The sequence below is a fragment of the Streptomyces sp. Inha503 genome (assembly GCF_047215865.1).
Classification (GTDB): domain Bacteria; phylum Actinomycetota; class Actinomycetes; order Streptomycetales; family Streptomycetaceae; genus Streptomyces; species Streptomyces lycopersici.
Genome location: NZ_CP178360.1, coordinates 11,625,839 through 11,643,001, shown reverse-complemented (window position 1 = coordinate 11,643,001; position 17,163 = coordinate 11,625,839). Strand labels below are relative to the sequence as shown.

Genomic DNA, 17,163 nt, shown 5'->3' with positions numbered 1-17,163 from the left:
ACAGCGCGCGCCCCTGGACGGCCACCTGGGCGCCGTGGTGGCCGTCCGATGAGCGGGTCGCGCACCACTGCGGTCACTTCGTAACCCTGCCGCGGAGCCTCCCGAACGACCAGGCGTCCGACGTTGCCAAACTCCCGCCCAGGCCGCCCGCCGCATCCTCGACCTCGTCTTCGCCGACAGCGCCGACCCCGCCCAATACGGCCAGCTCATCCAGTGGGGCAAGGTCCTCCCCTGGCACAGCGGCACCGGAACGCCCCACGTGCCCGTCAGTCCGTGCGGATCGGAATCCGCAGGCTCACCTCATAACCGCCGTCGGAGGTGGGCCTGGACGTGAGGGTGCCGCCCAGGAGTTCGGCACGCTCCCTGAGGCCGATCAGGCCCTGGTGGGATCCTGGCAGGGGGAGGGAGGGGTACGTGGGCGGGGTGTTTGTCACTGTCACGCCGAAGGCTTCGGCGTTGCGCGAGAGGCAAACGGTAGCGGCGGCACCGGGAGCGTGTTTACGGACGTTGGTGAGGGCTTCCTGCACAGTGCGGTAGATGGCTCGTTGCGCCGTGGTGGCGATGTTCGGCGGGAGTTCACCGGTCAGCTCGGTATCGATGCCACTGGTGGTGACGAGTTTCTGGAGGTCGGCGAGGGTCGGTTGCGGGGTGAGTTCGGTGTCCCGTCCACCGGAGGCACGCAGCAGGGTGACCATGTGGCGCAGTTCATCAAGGGTGTCGACGCTGAGCGTGCGGATGGTGCGGGCGCGCTCCTTGGAATCGGCGTCCCTGGAGGCGACTTGGAGGGCACCGGCCTGTACTGCGATCAGGCTGACCTGGTGGGAGACGACGTCGTGCATCTCACGGGCGAGCTGGGCTCGTTCGTGAGCGAGTACGGCCTGGGAGTGCAGCAGTTGCTCGTGTTCGCGTGCTTCCTCGATCTCGACGAGCTTACGGGCCAGATCACGCCGTGCCTGGACGAGTTGGCCCAGCAGCACGGGTGCCGCGGCGGTGGCGAGTGTGTAGATGAAGTAGACCAGAACCCAGGTGCGCTCGTGCGGGCTGGCGTTGTTCAGGGGCCAGGGGCAGCGGAGGCGAGGGCGAACAGTACGGCGCACGCGCCGAGCAGGCGGCGATTGCGAGACCGCTCCGCCAGGGTGAAGAGGGCCGCGAACGGCGCGAACACGATGTACAGCACGAGGCTGGCTGGGAGCGTGCACATGAAAACCGCGAGGGGGAAGCGCCGCCGGAGTGCGAGTGCGGCACAGCCCGTGGCCGCGATCGCTGTCTGCGAGGAGGTAGCGTCCCACAGGTTGAGCCAGACGTCCGCTGCCGCGATCGCGACGACGACGGCGTCGACGATGGGGGCGGGGATTTGGGCCCACCTTCCCCTGGGCGCGGTCATCGCCCCGGCTCCGACCGGCCGTGCCCGTCCAGCAGGCCGGCCCGCTGGGCGAGCAGCGCCGCCTGGACGCGGCTGCCCACCCGTAGTTTGGTGAGGATCGCGCTGACGTGGTCCTTGATGGTGCCCGCGCTGAGATGGATGCGGGTGCCGATGTCGGTGTTGGAGAGTCCCTCCGCGACCAGCACGAGCACCTCACGCTCGCGCTCGGTGAGTCGTTGAACGCGGTCGGCCTGGGCGTCGATGGCCGCGGTGGCCCCGGGGTGGCTTTGCCAGATGGCGCGGGACGCCTTCGGTGACAGCACGACGCCGCCCGCGGCCAGCGAGCGGACCAGCTGGGCGAGTTGATCGGGTTCGGTGTCCTTGAGGAGAAAGCCCGCCGCGCCGGAGCGCAGTGCGGTGAGGATGTACTCGTCGGCGTCGAATGTGGTCAGCATGGCCACAATGGGAGGCCGTGGCAGCGCTCGTAGCTGCCCGAGTACGGTCAGTCCGTCCACGTCGGGCATGCGGATGTCCAGCAGGACGACGTCCGGGCTCACCCGCCGTACGGTGTCGACGGCCTCGGCGCCGACCGTGGTCGCGACGACCTCGATGTCGGCGGCGGCGCTGAGGATCAGCTGGAATCCTGACCGCAGCAGGGCCTCGTCGTCCACAACTATGACCCGGATCACGCACGCTCCGCCTCGTCGTCCTGGTGCGCATGGTTCAGCCCGCACATCGATGTCGATTCCCACGCTCCGACCGTAGAACGAGGGACGCCTCATGGGGTGGCCAGGCGGAACTCTCCCGCCAGTCGGGGGGTGGGCTCCAGCCGTCAGGGGGGCTTGGCCAGGTGCCGCCGGACCCCATCACGGGGCAGGGCGAGTGGGCGCGCCAGGCCGGCCCCACCCGGCAGAGGCCGCACCCGCCGGGTGACGGGGTCGGACCGGACACCTTACGGATACTCCCCGCCCGGCCGGCTCTCCAGCCTGGAAGCATGACCCAGAACACGGACGACCCGGCGCTCACGTCGCCGACCAGCACCCGGGCCGGCGCCACCGACACCGCGGCGGCCGCGGATCCCCCGGGTGGACGGGCCCCGACGGGCCGCCTTATCGGTGTCGACCTGGCCCGCGGCCTCGCGGTTTACGGGATGTTCGCGGCCCATGTCGGCCCCAACCCCTCCGAGGGAGGTGCCACGGGATTCCTCATGGAGTTGGCGCACGGCCGGGCGTCCGCGCTCTTCGCCTTTCTGGCAGGTTTCTCGATCATGTTGATCATGGGCCGCCGTTCCCCGAAGACGGGCCGGGCGGGCCGTCAGGCGGTCGCCAAGGTGGTGATCCGGGCGCTCGTCCTGCTGGTGTTGGGCACCGCACTCACCATGACCGGCACCTCGGTCGAGGTGATCCTCGCCTTCTACGGTCTGTACTTCCTGCTCGTCCTGCCGCTGTACCAGCTCAGCGCCCGCTCACTGGCCATCACCGCCGGAGCCGGTGCGCTGGTCCTGCCGCAGGTCCTTTACGGCATCAAGCGCGTGCTCCCCGCTGACGGCGCCGACGGCGTCTGGGCTTGGCCCTCGAACGCCGACGGCATCGTCTCGCTGCTGTTCACCGGCGGTTACCCCGCCCTTGCCTGGATTCCCTTCGTCATCGCCGGTATGGCCGTGGCCCGCCTCGACCTGCCCGCCTCCGCCGTCCGCATACGCCTGGCGGTCACCGGCGTCTGCCTGACCGTCCTCGGCTACGGCGGCTCCTGGCTCGCCCTGCACCTGTTTCCCAAGGCCATACCTGCCATCAGCGCCTCCCGCTGGAGCAACGGCGGATCAGCCACGTCGGCCTGGTGGTCCAACGCCTGGGGCTACCCGGACGGCCACACCCCGGCCGAACTGCTGGTGGCCTCCCCGCACAGCGAGACGACCCTTTCGATCATCGCCAACACCGGTGTGGCCATCACAGTCCTGGCACTCTGTCTCACCGCCGTCGACGCCTTCCCACGCTTCCACCGCCTGGTCCGCCCGGTCATCGCGGTCGGCACGATGTCCCTGACCGCGTACGTCCTCCACATTGCTGGCATCCGCCTCCTTGGGATCGATGAACTCCCCAGTTCCACGTTGCGCATGCTGCTCGGCTTCATCGTGGCAGTGACGCTCTTCGCCGCACTCTGGTCCCGCGGCTTCAGGCGCGGCCCCCTGGAGTGGGTGCTGGGCAAGGCCACCGAGCCGGCGGAGCTCGTCCGCTGAACGAACCGGTTTCACCGGGCCCCGCGTCAAACCGCACCGCGCCCTGTTTCACGCTGGATCGGCGCGGCGGCTTGTCGGCGAGCCGCCATCACGCCGATGGTCCCGATCAGCAGTAGTGCGACAACGGTGCCGAGGGTGAATACCTCGAAGGAGAGGCGCGATACACCCCAGGCGTCCTGAAAGGCGTAGTCGATACCGAAGAGCCTTTCCAGGACTCCGGGGAAGAGAGCCGACCAGGAGCCGAGCAGGATCCAGGCGTAAACCAGCGCCGCGCAGGTCATGAAGCCACGGTTGCCGAAGGGAACACGGTAGGGCCGTACGACGTCGGGGCGGCGCAGCCGGAGCACGACGAGGGCCGGGATGACTACTAGATAGGACAGCAGCAGGGTGGTGACCGCCACGGTGAGCACCACTGTGAAGACCGCGCCCGCGTCGCCGTCCGCGAGTTGCATCGCGGCCAGCATGAACACCGTGGCCACCGCGCCAGAGAGCAGATTCGTGCGCACCGGCGTACCGAGTCCGGGGTGGAAGGCGCCGAGCGACCGACTGAAGAAGCCGCCGTCGGCGGCCGCCATGGCCTGCATGCGGTCGCTGACGATCATCCAGGCACTGCCCTGCGTGAGGAGGGCGAAGACGAACATGACGGCGGTGAGTGTCAGCAGGGGGCCGGACGCGCCGCCGTATACGCTGAAGACCAGGCGGGCACCTTCCATGAAACCACCGATGCCGGTGACCTTGCCGGCGGGTACGACGGCCAGGAGCGCGAGGACCGGCAACAGGTAGCAGCACACCGCGACAGCAACGGAGCGTCCGAGGGCGGCGGGAACGTCGCGCTGAGGATCGTGCATCTCCTCGCCGGCCGCGTTGGGCGCTTCGAAACCGACGTAGGCGAACAGAAGGACCGGTACGAGGCCGAGAAAGCCCGCCGTGGTCGGGGTGAAGCGGGTGTCGGCCAGCCCCTGGAAGCCGTGTTGCGCTCCGTAGAGCACGGCAGTGAGGGTGAACAGAGCGAGGGAGAGTACCTTCACCGCTGCGCCGGCTGTGGTGATCCATTTGCCTCGGCGCAGGGAGACGACGGCCGTGAGGATGGCGACCCACACGAACAGCAGCTTGAAGGCGTAGTCGGCGACGGTGCCCGAGCCCAGGTGGAAGACGAAACCGTCCCAGGTCGTGGCGGCGAGGAAGACCAGTGAACCCCCGAGCCAGATGGGGTTGGTGACCCAGTAGAACAGCGTCGTGACAGCGGCTGCCGAACGGCCGAGGGCGAGTTTGACCCATACGTACGGGCCGCCCTCCTGGGGGAAGGCCGCGCCGGTCTCGGCGAACAGCAGGGCGTAGGGGACGAGGAAGAAGAGAGCGATGACCGCCGTCCAGGTGGCGGCCTCGCCGCCGCCGGTGGCGATCTGTCCGACTGTGTCGAAGGAGATGACGGCGGCGACGGCCATGGCGGTGATGTCGAACCGCTTCAGACTGCGCTGCAAGGTGGCCGTCGTGGCTTGCGGACCACTCGACTGTGTGGGCGAGACTTTGGAGGACACGGGTGTTTCCTCGATGCGGAGAGGGGCCTGCGAGTAAGCGCGTGCGAGCGCGGTGACGGCGTGGGGTCCGTGTCGGGACGTGCGATGCGGGGAGGCCCGGTGGGGCACCGGACCTCCGGCGAGTGTCAGGCGGCGCGGATCTCACCGGTCGGTGCGGTGCGTTCCAGGACGCTGCGCAGGGCGGAGGCCGCTTCCTTGGCCTCTGCCTCGCTCATGACCAGCGGCGGGGAGAGCACCAGGCTGTGGGCGGAGTCGCGGACGATCACGCCGGTCTCGCGGCGGATCACATCGTGCGGCATCCGATCCGGATGCAGGGGCAGCGGTTCGCGGGTGTCGCGGTCCTTGACCAGCTCCACGGCGAGCATCATGCCGACGGAGCGGATCTCCCCGAGGATCGGCAACTCGCCGAGCTGGCCCTCCAGCTCACTGTGGAGGAAGGCGCCCAGGCTCGTCGCGCGGGCGAGCATGCCCTCCTCCTCAATGATTCGGAGGTTGGCGGCGGCGACCGCGGTGGCGACGGGGTGGCCGTTGTAGGTGTAGCCCATGGGAAAGCCGTGTTCGAGCAGCAGCGCTTCGGCGACGTGATCGCCCACCAGGAGGGCGCCGAGCGGGACGTATCCGGAGGTGATGCCCTTGGCGGTGACGATGATGTCCGGAGTGACGCCGAAATACTGGGCGGCGAACCACTCCCCCACGCGGCCGTAGGCAGTGACCACTTCGTCGAAGATCAGCAGGATGCCGTGCCGGTCGAGGACCTCGCGCACCCGCGGCCAGTAGTCGGCGGGCGGGACGAGCATCCCCCCGACGCCCATGATCGGCTCTCCGATCATCGCGGCGATGTTCTGCGGGCCGATCTCCGCGATGCGGTCCTCCAGTTCGCGGATGAGGAAGTCGGTCGGGTCCTGGCCGTCGTACAGCTCGGTGCGGTACGGCCACGGCGGAGTGAGGTGGGAGACGTGCGGCATCATCGGAGCGAAGCCCTCGTGGTAGAGGGGGAAGCCGGTGGCCGAGCCGCCGCCGTAGCCGATGCCGTGGTAGGCCTTGCTGCGCGCCAGGATCCAGGTCCGGCTGCTCTCCCCGCGGCGGTGGTGGTAGTAGCGGGCCATCTTGATGGCCGCCTCGTTGCCCTCGGAGCCACCGGAGGTGAAGTAGACGTGGTTGAGGGGCTCGGGGGCGATTTCGGCCAGTCGGGCGGCAAGTTCGATGGCGCGGTCGTTGGAGAACTCCCAGAAGCTGGTGAAGTACTCCAGCTTCCTCATCTGTTCGTGGGCGACATCGGCCAGTTCGGTGCGCCCGTGGCCGACCTGAGCCAGCCACAGGCCGCCGGTGGCGTCGAGATAGCTGCGGCCCTCGGAGTCGGTGAGGCGACACCCCGAGCCCTCGGTCATGACGACGCGCTCAGTGGCGCTGCCCGGCAGATAGGGGTGGATGATGTGCGCCCGATCCAGGCGGGCGAGGTCTGCGGCGTCGGTGGTCATGTGTGGCGTTTCCTTTGCTCGGTGCGGGAGCGGGTGCTGTGCCGGCGAGGTGGTCGGGCGCCGGCACGGTCAGCCGTAGGCGATCCAGGTCGTCTTCAGGCCGGTGTACTTGTCGAAGGAGTGCAGGGAGAGGTCACGGCCGTAGCCGGACTGTTTGAAACCGCCGAACGGGACGAGCGGGCTGAGCGCGTCCACGGTGTTGACCGAGACGGTCCCCGACTGGAGGGCGTCGGCGACGCGGTGGGCGCGGGCCAGGTCCCGCGTCCACACGGAGGCGGCCAGGCCATAGGCGGAGGCGTTGGCCAGCCGGATCGCCTCGGCCTCGTCGCGGAAGGGCAGCGCCGTCAGCACAGGGCCGAACAGTTCCTCCCGGACGAGCGGGTCGTCGGGTGCCAGGCCGGTGACGATGGTGGGGTCGAGATAGGCGCCGTCCCGGTCGGGTCGCGTACCGCCGCACACCAGCGTGCCGCCGGACGTCCGGAGCGCGCCGAGGACGCGTTCCACCTGAGCCTCGTCGACCAGCGGTCCGAGGCGAGTGGTGGGGTCCAGCGGATCGCCTGGCAGCCAGGTGCGGGCATATTCGGCGACCCGGGCGGTGAACTCCTCCGCGACGGACGCCTCGACCAGCAGTCGGGTGTTGGCGGAGCACACCTGCCCGGAGTTGTAGGCGAAGCCCCAGGCTGCGCGTTCCGCGGCGGCCTCCAGATCGGCGTCGGCGAAGACGAGATTGGGGCTCTTGCCGCCGGCCTCCGGCCAGACCTGCTTCATGTTGGATTCGGCCGAGTAGGCGAGGAACCGCTTGGCCACGGCAGTGGAGCCGGTGAAGACCAGGGTGTCCACGCCCGGGTGGAGGCCGAGAGCGCGTCCGGTCACCTCGCCGGGCCCGGGGACGACGTTCAGCACGCCATCGGGAAGGCCCGCCTCCGCAGCGAGCTCGGCCAGCAGCAGTGCCGACAGCGGTGACTGCTCGGCCGGCTTCAGCACGACGCTGTTGCCCGCCGCCAGAGCGGGCGCCAGCTTCCAGCTCGCGATGTCGAGCGGGAAGTTCCAGGGCACGACCGCGCCGACGACGCCCAGTGGTGCGCGGCGTATCACGGCGAGGTTGCCGGGCGGGGCCGGTGCGACCTCGTCGTAGAGCTTGTCGACGGCCTCCGCGTACCAGGCGAAGACACCGGCCGCGCCGGGCACGTCGGTGCCGTGGGACTCCGCGATGGGCTTGCCCATGTCGAGGGTGTCGCAGAGCGCGAGATCCTCGCCGTGGGCCTCGATGAGACGGGCCAGCTCCAGCAGGACCCGCTTGCGTTCCGCGGGTGCGGTGCGCGACCAGCGGCCGTCCTCGAAGGAAGTCCGGGCCGCGGTCACGGCCCGGTCGACGTCGGCGGCCGAGCCGGACGCCACATGGGCTGTGGTCTTGCCGGTCGCGGGGTTCACCGTGGGGAACCACTGGTCGTCGACGGGGTCGGTCCACGCTCCGTCGATGAAGAGGCGTGTGCGTGGCGCGAGATCGGCGGCACGCTGCCGCCAGTGCGAGTACGTCGTCATGCTGTGGCCTTCGATTGCGTCGTGGGGACGTGGGCGAACCGATGCCCGTTCGGACCTCGTGTGGCCTGGGTCATATGGGAAGTGCTGGCCGAGCCAGCGGGCACGGCAGAGGCGAGACAGCTCCTCAGAGGATGCCTGCGCCGCTTTCTTTGAGCCGAGATTCAAACAATTGATGAACCAGACGTCAATGCTCTCGACAGGAACTTCTTGCGGAACCTGGTCCAGGTGGCAGAGAATTAACGGCCATGGGAAGAGTCGGAAGACCGCGCAATCAGACGGCCCGCAGGGAGGCCCTCGTCTCTGCCGCGGGCCGGGCCATCGCCCAGCGCGGGCTCGAGGGCCTGCGTCTCAAAGACATCGCGGACGCGGCGGGCGTCTCTCAGGGGTCGGTGCTGTACTACTACCCCGAGCTCGACGATCTGGTGCTGGAAGTGCACCGGGGAGCGGTTGAGGGCTTCCTGGCCTCCCGGCAGCAGGCGTACGACGGGGCCCCTGCCGGGGACGCTGCCGGACGCCTGCGCGCGCTCATCGAAAGCGGTCTGCCCGGCATCACGGAGGACCCTGTCCACGGGCTGCTCTACGAGCTCCATCGGCGCGCCGGCCGCAGTCCCGGCCACGCCGAGCTGATGACCTCCCTCTTCGCCAGGGAAGTCGCTCTCTACGCGACCGCGCTCGAGGTCGGGGCCGCGACCGGCGCGTTCACTCTCGCCGCGAGCGCCCACGACCTGGCACACGGACTGGTCGCCCTCGAAGACGGCTACGGCCTGCACATCGTCAGCCACAACGCGGCTCTGCGCCCCGACAGAGCCCGTCAACTGATCCTGGCCCACGCGCGGGCGGTGACAGGCTGTGTCGAATTGTAGGGCGCGAAGGGGCGGCGGGCCGTCTTCGCCGGTGGAGTAACCGGGCTCAGCGGGAGCCCAGAACTTCGTCACGGAACCGGCTCGGTCGTCGATCACGGCCGGCTCCTACCAGGGGTTCGGCATCGGCGACCAAGCCCAGGACTTCATCGATGCCACGCCGGTCACCAGAGCCATGCGCATCCTGGTGCCGCGCACAACCCGTTGGTGTGTCAGGGGTTTCGTCAGATCTGTGCGGGCGTCCAGTCAGGCGCGTCGACGAGAGTGACCTGCTTGAGCAGATCAGCCGCCCGGCCCACCCCTTCCACCGAGTTGACCAGCGCGTCCTCATGCTCGATGTTGAGCGTGCCGTCGTATCCGACCGAGCGCAGCATGTAGACGAAGTCGGCCCAGAAGGTCGCCCCGCCGGGGTGTCCGAGACCGAGCGTGACGTAATTCCAGGCGCGGTCACCGGGGTTGGTGATCGCGACGGTGTCGAGCAGTCCGTCGCGCGCGGCCTCCGGCTTGTTCACCCGAATGTCCTTGGCGTGCACGTGGAAGATGGAGCTGCCGAGCGTACGGATCACGGTGGGGATGTCCGCGCCCATCCACATCAGGTGCGAAGGGTCCAGGTTCGCCCCGACGGTCTCGGGGGCCCCGACGCTATCGATGAGCCGGAGCATGGTTGATGCGCTGTGCACCAGTTGCGCGCCGCAAGCCTCGATGGCCAGGCGCACACCCTTGTCGCGGGCGAAGGCGGCGAGCTCCTTCCAGTAGGGGATGGCCACTTCGTCCCACTGGTAGGCGAGGACATCCAGGTTCTCCGGGGGCCAGGAGGTAGTGATCCAGTTCGGGGAGGAGTCACCCCGCGCTCCTGGCAGGCCGGACATCATGACGACGGTGGGAACGCCGAGGGCGCCGGCCACCTCGATCGTGTCACGGACGACCTTGTTGTGTTCCGGGCCTGAGACCGGGTGGAGCTGGTTGCCGTTTGCGTTCAGGGCGCTGAGGCTCAGGCCGCGATCGGCGATCTTCCCCGCGAATCCGGCGCGGGCCTCGGCCGAGGATACGAGCGCGGGCAAGTCGGCGTGCGGGCTTTCCGACCAGTTGCCGGTGGCCACCTCGACCGAGCTCAGGCCGTGCTCCTTGGCAAGGTCCAAGGCCCGCTCGAAGGGCAGGTGGCCGACGGAATCGGTGATCAGGCCGATCTTCATGGTGAGTCCTTTAGGCGTTTCAAGAGCAGGACTGACGTGACGCCCGGTCCTGGGCGAAAGCCAGAGGAGGAGACAGCGGTTCGGGCCTGCCACGTGCGGCAGGGGTTGTCAGAGCCGGACCGGTCGGCGCGGACGGCGGCCGCCGCTCTGGCGGGGGTCTCCCGCCGCTCGATCGGCTGCCTTGTTCGTACAACTAGTACGTACAAGCCCACCATGAGGAGATGAGGTAAGAATGTCAATACATTTGCATGGGCGGGAGGCATGCATGCGGAACACGGAGCGCCTCAGCGAGCCGGGCGTCCAAGCGAGGGGCAACCGGCCCACCATGAGGAGCTCGGCTATCACCCCGACACCGCAGCGCAGCTCCTGCGGCACGACACCGAGTCCAGCCCGGAGCGACTGGCCGCGGTCGCAAGCAGGTTGTCACCCGCCGCGACCGCCCGGAACGTGGACACGCTGGCGGACCTGGTGGACAAGTACAACGACGCGGTACTGCCGCTGACTCTCGACGTCACGAACGCAGGGGAGGTCGTAGCTGCGCGCAGGGCGGCGGCCACATCGTGCAGATCTCGACCATCGGCGGCATCGGCGCCTTCCCGTCGCTCGGTGGGTACCACGCTTCGAAGTGGGCGCTGGAGGGCTTCTCCGAGTCCCTGGCCCAGGAGGTCGCGGCGCAGGGGATCAAGGTGACCCTGGTCGAGCCGGGCGGTTTCGCCACCGACTGGGCGGGGTCGTCGGCGGTCCACCGAGAACCCACCGCTGCGGGTGCTGTTCGGTTCCCAGCCCGTCGAGCTCGTCGAGCACCTGTACTCGCGGCGGCTGCGTACCTGGGCCGAGTGGGAGCAGGTCGCTCACGCCGCGCAGGGTTGAGCCCGTGCCGCGGCGAACTTTCCCAGCCCGGAGACACCATGCTCACATGGACCCGCGCCTGCTCTGTCCCCTCCCCCGCCCCCGATGCCTATCGCCGGTCGTTCTTAAACCAGCAGCAGATCGTCCATCGCCGCAAGGAAGCGGGCATGGGACTCCGTGCCGGTCAGCAACGTGCTGACGCCGGTCGGTTCGCTGAGGACGGCGATGAGCTCGTCGAGTGCGTCTCGGAAGACGTGGCGTTGGTCGCTGCTCACCGCGAACAGCACGACCAAGCGCACGGCTGCCGCACCCCACGGGACAGGTCGGTCCGTGACGAGCACGCTGACACCGGTGCGATACGCGTTCATGTAGAGCGAGTGGGGCACGGCGAACTGCTCGCCGAACGCTGTCGTCGAACGCCGCTCGCGGTCGAGGACGTCTTCCAGGAAGTCCGGCTCGACATAGCCTTCGGCGGCCATTGTCGAGCACATCAGTGCGAGGGCCTCCTCACGCGAGGCCACTGCTTCACGGTGGTGGAACAACCGAGGGTCGATGAGCGACAGCAGGTTGGACCTCAACGTCTGCCTGGTCAGCCGCGTGCGCTCCGCGCGCACGATGTCCAGCACGAGGTCCAGGTCGCTTCGCGTGAGGAACGGGCTCACATGAGCCACCGGCGCCGATATCCTCGCCGGCAGCTCTACGGAGGAGACGATGAGGTCGCTCGCCACGTTCTCCCAGTCGTGCTCAAGACTGGTGATGACGTTCTCCACGACAGCCTGCCCGCGTAGTGCCGTCATCAGCTGCTCGACAGTCGCCTGATGGGTGTCGTGGTACCGAGGCATGACGAACGTGACCGTCAGCAGTGGCCCCTGTTCAAGCTGTCGCCGGAAGTGGGTCCCCAGATGGAACGCCAGGAAGTCGATCTCACCGGTCTCGAGATGGATGTCGGCGCGGGCCTCGATGTCGCTTGCGAAGAGGAGAGCAAGCTCATGAACAAACGGGTGCATCCTTTTGAAGGACGCACCGAGTGGGGTGCTCAGGCTCTGACCAGCGCGCGCCCGGGCAATCAGTGTCTGGACGTGCAGGGCCAGGCTCGCGATCGTGGACTCGTCACCGAGCTCGAGCACGTACTGCGACGATACGGTCCGAAGCGTGTCTCGGACCATCGCGACCACGTCGTGGTCGACCACCGTGCCGCGCAGGCCTGCCGGTCTGCGCGGGTTGCTGCGCACCGCGATCACGTCCCGCAGGATGCGGCGCTCCTCGGGTGGCAGGGTGACGCCCAGCGTCTCATCGACGGCAGCAGCGACCGCGGCGGCGGCGTCGGTCTGTGGCACTGCCGCAGGGGTGACCGGGTCCTCGACACCGCCGGCGCTCTGGCCGCCAATGGTGTGCCCCTGCCGCACGCGGTCGGCGGTGATCGCCAGATGGATCAGCAGGTCGCTGAGCACGTACTCATTGACCTCGCGCTCCTGCGCTTCCAGCGCCTTACTCACGCGCTGACGCAACAGGCGAAGATCGAAATCGCGGTAGTCATCGGCGCAGGCACGCAGCGTCGCGGGCGTGATGCCGTCTCCTGAGTCGAGCAGGAGCTGACGGACGAGCTGTCGTTTGGTTCGTTCGCTCCCCTCGACCCGCAACAGGTCGCGGTCGCGCCGCAGCCGCAAGCCGTGCGCACGAAAGAGCTCACGCGTCCGGGACAGGTCTCCATCGATCGTGTCGGAGCTTACCGAGAGTAGCTCGGTAAGCCCTGACAGTCGCCCACCGGACTGGTGTGTGACCAGATAGCGCGCGATGAAGTACAGCCGCTCCTGCGGGGTCTCGTATCTGCGGTGCGCGTGCTGACCGCGGGAGTTCAGGCGTTGGAATGCGGACAGGTTGAGTTGGTATCCGTGATGACCCGCTCGTATCACTGGCTCGCCCGCTCCGGCGTTGATGGCTCGCACGTACTGCCGGACGCTGCGCGTCGAGACGTGAAGCTCCGCGCCGAGCGCCGCACCCGAGACCGGGCCTGTCGCGCGGCGGAGGATTCGCAGGAGCTCCTCGCGACGGTCGAGTGTCACGTCCTCCGCCCTTCCGCGATGGCACTGTTCCAAGGATGAATAGCACCTGGTAGCGGACGCAGGCAAAGCCGGTTGGTTCCGCGATGGAGGAACGCCGACGCACCGATCCGGGTTCCGGCATGGGGGAAGAGCCTTGTCTGGTGCGTCCCACCGCGGCAAAGGGAGTCTGTCCTCTCAGCCGGGCTCGGCGACGCCTCGTCGTCGAGCTGTCACGGTGAGCCAGGCGGGGCACGGGCGTCCCGCTCAAGGGAAGGGACAGACATGTCGAAGTTGCGTGTTCTGTTGGTCTGCGGCTCTGGAGCGAGCAGCGGCTTCATGGCAAACAACATCCGCAAGGCAGTCACAGCACGGGGGGTGGACATGAGCGTCATGGCTCGCAGCGAGAGCGAGATCGAGAATTTCATCGACGAGATCGACGTGCTTATGGTCGGGCCCCACCTCGCGTACATCATCGACGAGATCGATGACTATGTCGGCGAATATCCGGTGAAGGTGGTTCTGATGCGACCGGACTATTATTCGACACTCGATGGCGAAAAGGCTGTGGATCACCTGCTGGAGGCCATCGGACAAAGCGGTGCACGGCCATGAGCGCGGTGACGGAATGGCTGGAACATTCCTTCGCGCCGCGGATGTCGAAAGTCAACAACAACGTCTGGGTGCTAACGCTCAAAGACTCGATCATGCAGATCTTGCCGTTCATTTTCCTCGGCTCGGTCTTTGTCCTGCTCTCCGTGGCTCGGGACTACGCCACCTGGCTCCCTGATTTCCAGGTTCCGTTCGGCTGGACGATGGGCCTTGTCTCGTTGTTCGTGGCCTTCTTGATCCCGTTCAACCTCATGGAAAAGAAGCGGCTACGCAAACAGCGCCTGATCGCGGGGCTCAGCAGCGTGTCGCTCTTCTTGATCATCATCACCCCGGAGGTCGTCGCCGACGGAAAACCCGGCTTCGGGAACAGCGCGCTCGGGGCAGGCGGCATGTTCGTCGCGATCACCGCGGCACTTTTCACCGGTTGGGTGATGAGCATGTTCGGGCGCTTCTCCTTCTTCAAGGAAGGCTCGGCGCTGCCCGATTTCGTCCGGGCATGGTTCGACGCCATGCTGCCCATCGCCGTTGTGGTGCTGACCGGCTGGGCCGTGGTCGACCTGCTGACATTCGATCTGTACAACACGATCGTTACGGCGTTGATGCCGCTGCAAAAGGTGATGCAGACCCCCTGGGGCTTCGCCTTCTGGATGTTCCTGCACTGTGCCCTGTACTCGATGGGCATCTCGGGCTGGGTCCTGGAGCCGATTCAGAAACCCATTTTCCTGGCGGCCGTCACTGCGAACATGGCAGGCACCGCGACGAACGTCGTGACCGCGGAGACGATCTACTCCGCCTACCTGTGGATCGGAGGCGTGGGCGCCACCCTCCCGCTCGTCCTGATGCTCGCTCGGTCGCGCTCGACACGGTTGCGTGCGCTGGGCCGAGCATCGTTGGTGCCCGCCGCATTCAACATCAATGAGCCGGTGGTCTTCGGTGCGGTCGTGTGGAACCCGATGCTCATGATCCCCATGTGGTTGCAGGGGTTGATTCTGCCGATCGTCGTCTGGTTGTTCACCAAGGTGATCCCGCTCGCTCCTGTGCCGACGCGGCTGTTCGACCTCTGGTACGTGCCATACCCGATCAGCACGTGGCTCACCACATCGTCGGCTCGCGCCATCGTCCTTGCTGTCGTGGTCTTCGTGGTCGCCGCATCCCTCTGGTACCCGTTCTTCCGCGCCTATGAGAAGCAGACCGTGGCCGCAGAAAAGGCGGAGACGACAGAAACCGCAGCGTCCTAGCCAGTATCCGGTGCCTCGGGGCTTTCCGCGGCACGCTGTCAACGCCGCGGCCGATGTCGCGCCACACCATAAGGGGATGCCTAGATGGAACAAGACGCGGCCGCAAGCGCGGCCATGCAGATCCTGATGGGTGCGGGCGAGGCCCGCAAGCTCGTTTCCGAGGCCATCAGCGCGATCGCCGACTGGGACTATGGCCGGGCCACCGATTACCTCGCCCAGGCGCAAGAAGCGCTCCGTGAGGCACACGTAGTCCACACCGACATCATCCAGGCGGAGGCCGGAGGCGCCGCAGCCGTTGGCTTCCCGGTCCTGTTCAGCCACGCCCAGGACACGATGATGACAACCGACAGCGAGATTCGTCTGGTTCGCAAGCTATTGGTGGTGTTTCGGGCCGTGGGCGAAAGGCTCGACGCGGTCGCCCCCCATACAGACGCCACCGACGGGACAAGGGAGAACTGCTGATGACCACAACCACACCGTTCCCCGACGGATTTTTCTGGGGTGGAGCCATCGCGGCCAACCAAGCCGAAGGCGCGTGGCGCGAGGACGGGAAAGGCTGGTCGATCGCCGACATCAACCGGTTCCGCGGCGACCTGCCGCTGACGAAGCGGTCGAACAAGGAGGTCACGACTGAGCAGGTCCGAGCGGCAATGGAAGACCACGAAGGACGCTACCCCAAACGGGACGGAATCGACTTTTACCGCACATACGACGCCGACCTCAAGCTCCTGTCCGGCGCCGGCCTGAATGCCTTCCGGACGTCGATCAGCTGGGCGCGGATTTTCCCCCAGGGCGACGACGCGGAGCCGAACGAAGCCGGGCTGCTGTTCTATGACCGTCTCATCGACTCGATCATTGCGAACGGCATGGAACCGGTCATTACGGTGTCGCACTACGAAATGCCGTTGAACCTCACTCTCACCTATGACGGGTGGTATTCGCGTGAGGTCGTCGACATGTTCGTCCGCTACTGCGAGGTCCTGTTTCGTCGGTACGCCGGAAAGGTGCGCTGGTGGATCCTGGCCAACCAGATCAATCTCATCACGCATGAGTCGTTCAACCACCTGGGGGTCGCGGCGGACCGGGTCAGCGACCTATGGACCGCCAAGTATCAGGCGATCCACCATGAGTTGGTCGCTTGTGCACGCGCCACGCGTCTGGCACGCGCCATAGACCCCGAGACGCACGTCGGCGTCATGCTGGCTCACGGGAACTGCGACGCGGCGTCCCCGCGCCCTGAAGACGTCCTGGCGGCCCTCAAGCAGAACCAGATGGAGTACTTCTTCTCGGATGTCGCGCTGCGCGGCGCCTACCCGGGTTTCGCCTGGCGCTACTTCGCGGACAACGACATCACGGTCACTTTCGCCGATGGCGACGCCGAGGTTCTGTCGGCAGGCAAGGCCGACTACTTCGCCTTCTCCTACTACTACACGCGGGTGGTGGACGCAGCGGGTATGGCGTACCGACACCGCGAGAGTAAGGACAACCCGTACCTCGAGCGGAGCGCCTGGGGATGGGCCGTGAACCCCAGCGGCCTGCGGGTCGCGCTCAACCAGTACTACGACCGCTACCAAGTGCCGATCATGATCGCGGAGAACGGTCTGGGGGCGAAGGACGAGGTCGAGCCGGACGGTTCGGTCCATGACGACTACCGAATCGACTACCTGCGCGAGCACGTACGAGCGGTCGGAGAGGCCCTGCGGGACGGCGTCGAGGTAATCGGGTACTTCCCCTGGGGACCGATCGACATCGTCAGCTGCTCGTCGAGCGAGATGAGCAAGCGCTACGGCTTCATATACGTCGACCGCGACGACACGGGCGCTGGGTCAGGTGAACGGATCCTCAAGGACAGCTATCGCTGGTACCGCCAGGTCACAGCGTCCAACGGCGCGCAACTCGACTGACGTCGGCAACTGCCGCCGCCTCCCCGCCAGCCCACTGATCGTCCTGAAGTCTGCCAGCCCAGTGCGACGGGGACCTGACACGCTGTGAGCCCATGGGCGCGACCGGCGCGCATGAAGGCCCTCAGCACGTTCTGGCGATGCCGTGCGAGGTCGGCCCATGTTGCCGCTGAAGCGCCGGAGACGCCTTCGACCCGTTGTGGTCAAAGCCTCCCTCCAACGCAGGGAAGTGCTCCAGCGTCCGGGACCGCGAATAACCCAAGCCACACCAGGCATCCCCGGGTCTCCCAATGTTACGAGTGACCGAAACCAAC

General features: G+C 67.4%; 12 protein-coding genes and 2 pseudogenes. 7 read left to right on the top strand and 7 right to left on the bottom strand.

Annotated features, from left to right (window positions below):
* Positions 1-266: 266 nt before the first annotated feature.
* Positions 267-1,384, bottom strand: a pseudogene (locus ACJX2R_RS47965) (sensor histidine kinase).
* Positions 1,381-2,052, bottom strand: coding sequence for a response regulator (locus ACJX2R_RS47960; RefSeq protein WP_413105279.1), 672 nt, complete (start codon positions 2,050-2,052; stop codon positions 1,381-1,383). The pseudogene ACJX2R_RS47965 and the gene ACJX2R_RS47960 overlap by 4 nt, the downstream one beginning before the upstream one ends.
* A 305-nt stretch (positions 2,053-2,357) precedes the next feature.
* Here ACJX2R_RS47960 and ACJX2R_RS47955 point away from each other — a divergent pair, with 305 nt between their 5' ends.
* A complete protein-coding gene (locus ACJX2R_RS47955) occupies positions 2,358-3,599 on the top strand; it encodes a DUF418 domain-containing protein (RefSeq protein ID WP_413105278.1) in 1,242 nt (413 codons plus the stop codon).
* 26 nt (positions 3,600-3,625) lie between these two features.
* Here the strand turns inward: ACJX2R_RS47955 and ACJX2R_RS47950 are convergent, their stop codons facing one another.
* The 3 genes from ACJX2R_RS47950 to ACJX2R_RS47940 all read right to left on the bottom strand — a co-directional run bounded on the left by ACJX2R_RS47950 (position 3,626) and on the right by ACJX2R_RS47940 (position 8,157).
* Positions 3,626-5,137 (bottom strand): APC family permease, encoded by a 1,512-nt coding sequence (locus ACJX2R_RS47950; RefSeq protein ID WP_413105277.1) that lies wholly within the window; start codon positions 5,135-5,137, stop codon positions 3,626-3,628.
* 125 nt (positions 5,138-5,262) lie between these two features.
* Positions 5,263-6,615: an aspartate aminotransferase family protein gene (locus ACJX2R_RS47945; RefSeq protein WP_413105276.1), complete on the bottom strand. Its 1,353-nt coding sequence runs from the start codon at positions 6,613-6,615 to the stop codon at positions 5,263-5,265.
* A 69-nt stretch (positions 6,616-6,684) separates the two neighbouring features.
* Positions 6,685-8,157 (bottom strand): aldehyde dehydrogenase, encoded by a 1,473-nt coding sequence (locus ACJX2R_RS47940; RefSeq protein ID WP_413105275.1) that lies wholly within the window; start codon positions 8,155-8,157, stop codon positions 6,685-6,687.
* Positions 8,158-8,402: 245 nt separating this feature from the next.
* Here ACJX2R_RS47940 and ACJX2R_RS47935 point away from each other — a divergent pair, with 245 nt between their 5' ends.
* A complete protein-coding gene (locus ACJX2R_RS47935; RefSeq protein ID WP_413105274.1) occupies positions 8,403-9,020 on the top strand; it encodes a TetR/AcrR family transcriptional regulator in 618 nt (205 codons plus the stop codon).
* 221 nt (positions 9,021-9,241) lie between these two features.
* Here ACJX2R_RS47935 and ACJX2R_RS47930 read toward each other — a convergent pair whose 3' ends face one another.
* Entirely contained in the window at positions 9,242-10,303 is a 1,062-nt protein-coding gene (locus ACJX2R_RS47930; protein ID WP_413105273.1) for a sugar phosphate isomerase/epimerase family protein, read from the bottom strand.
* A 467-nt stretch (positions 10,304-10,770) separates the two neighbouring features.
* On the opposite strand from ACJX2R_RS47930, the pseudogene ACJX2R_RS47925 reads away from it, so the two are divergent.
* A pseudogene (locus ACJX2R_RS47925) lies at positions 10,771-10,980 on the top strand (SDR family NAD(P)-dependent oxidoreductase); the annotation flags it as partial.
* Positions 10,981-11,184: 204 nt separating this feature from the next.
* Here the strand turns inward: ACJX2R_RS47925 and ACJX2R_RS47920 are convergent.
* Positions 11,185-13,122 (bottom strand): BglG family transcription antiterminator, encoded by a 1,938-nt coding sequence (locus ACJX2R_RS47920; RefSeq protein WP_413105272.1) that lies wholly within the window; start codon positions 13,120-13,122, stop codon positions 11,185-11,187.
* Between the two features lie 261 nt (positions 13,123-13,383).
* Between ACJX2R_RS47920 and ACJX2R_RS47915 the strand changes: the two genes are divergently transcribed.
* From ACJX2R_RS47915 to ACJX2R_RS47900, 4 genes are all read left to right on the top strand, one after another.
* Positions 13,384-13,713, top strand: coding sequence for a PTS sugar transporter subunit IIB (locus tag ACJX2R_RS47915; protein ID WP_262697899.1), 330 nt, complete (start codon positions 13,384-13,386; stop codon positions 13,711-13,713).
* Positions 13,710-14,948: a PTS sugar transporter subunit IIC gene (locus ACJX2R_RS47910; RefSeq protein ID WP_413105271.1), complete on the top strand. Its 1,239-nt coding sequence runs from the start codon at positions 13,710-13,712 to the stop codon at positions 14,946-14,948. Before ACJX2R_RS47915 ends, ACJX2R_RS47910 begins: the two co-directional genes overlap by 4 nt.
* A gap of 84 nt (positions 14,949-15,032) precedes the next feature.
* Complete coding sequence (locus tag ACJX2R_RS47905) at positions 15,033-15,410, top strand: PTS lactose/cellobiose transporter subunit IIA (protein ID WP_413105270.1); 378 nt, start codon at positions 15,033-15,035, stop codon at positions 15,408-15,410.
* Positions 15,410-16,852, top strand: coding sequence for a glycoside hydrolase family 1 protein (locus ACJX2R_RS47900; RefSeq protein WP_413105269.1), 1,443 nt, complete (start codon positions 15,410-15,412; stop codon positions 16,850-16,852). The genes ACJX2R_RS47905 and ACJX2R_RS47900 overlap by 1 nt, the downstream gene beginning before the upstream one ends.
* Positions 16,853-17,163 lie beyond the last annotated feature (311 nt).

Bases quoted from the DNA above. Each gene is read 5' to 3' on its own strand.
- ACJX2R_RS47935 (WP_413105274.1), top strand. From the start codon at position 8,403: ATGGGAAGAGTCGGAAGACCGCGCAATCAGACGGCCCGCAGGGAGGCC.
- ACJX2R_RS47940 (WP_413105275.1), bottom strand. From the start codon at position 8,157: ATGACGACGTACTCGCACTGGCGGCAGCGTGCCGCCGATCTCGCGCCA.
- ACJX2R_RS47905 (WP_413105270.1), top strand. From the start codon at position 15,033: ATGGAACAAGACGCGGCCGCAAGCGCGGCCATGCAGATCCTGATGGGT.
- ACJX2R_RS47945 (WP_413105276.1), bottom strand. From the start codon at position 6,615: ATGACCACCGACGCCGCAGACCTCGCCCGCCTGGATCGGGCGCACATC.
- ACJX2R_RS47915 (WP_262697899.1), top strand. From the start codon at position 13,384: ATGTCGAAGTTGCGTGTTCTGTTGGTCTGCGGCTCTGGAGCGAGCAGC.
- ACJX2R_RS47910 (WP_413105271.1), top strand. From the start codon at position 13,710: ATGAGCGCGGTGACGGAATGGCTGGAACATTCCTTCGCGCCGCGGATG.
- ACJX2R_RS47955 (WP_413105278.1), top strand. From the start codon at position 2,358: ATGACCCAGAACACGGACGACCCGGCGCTCACGTCGCCGACCAGCACC.
- ACJX2R_RS47900 (WP_413105269.1), top strand. From the start codon at position 15,410: ATGACCACAACCACACCGTTCCCCGACGGATTTTTCTGGGGTGGAGCC.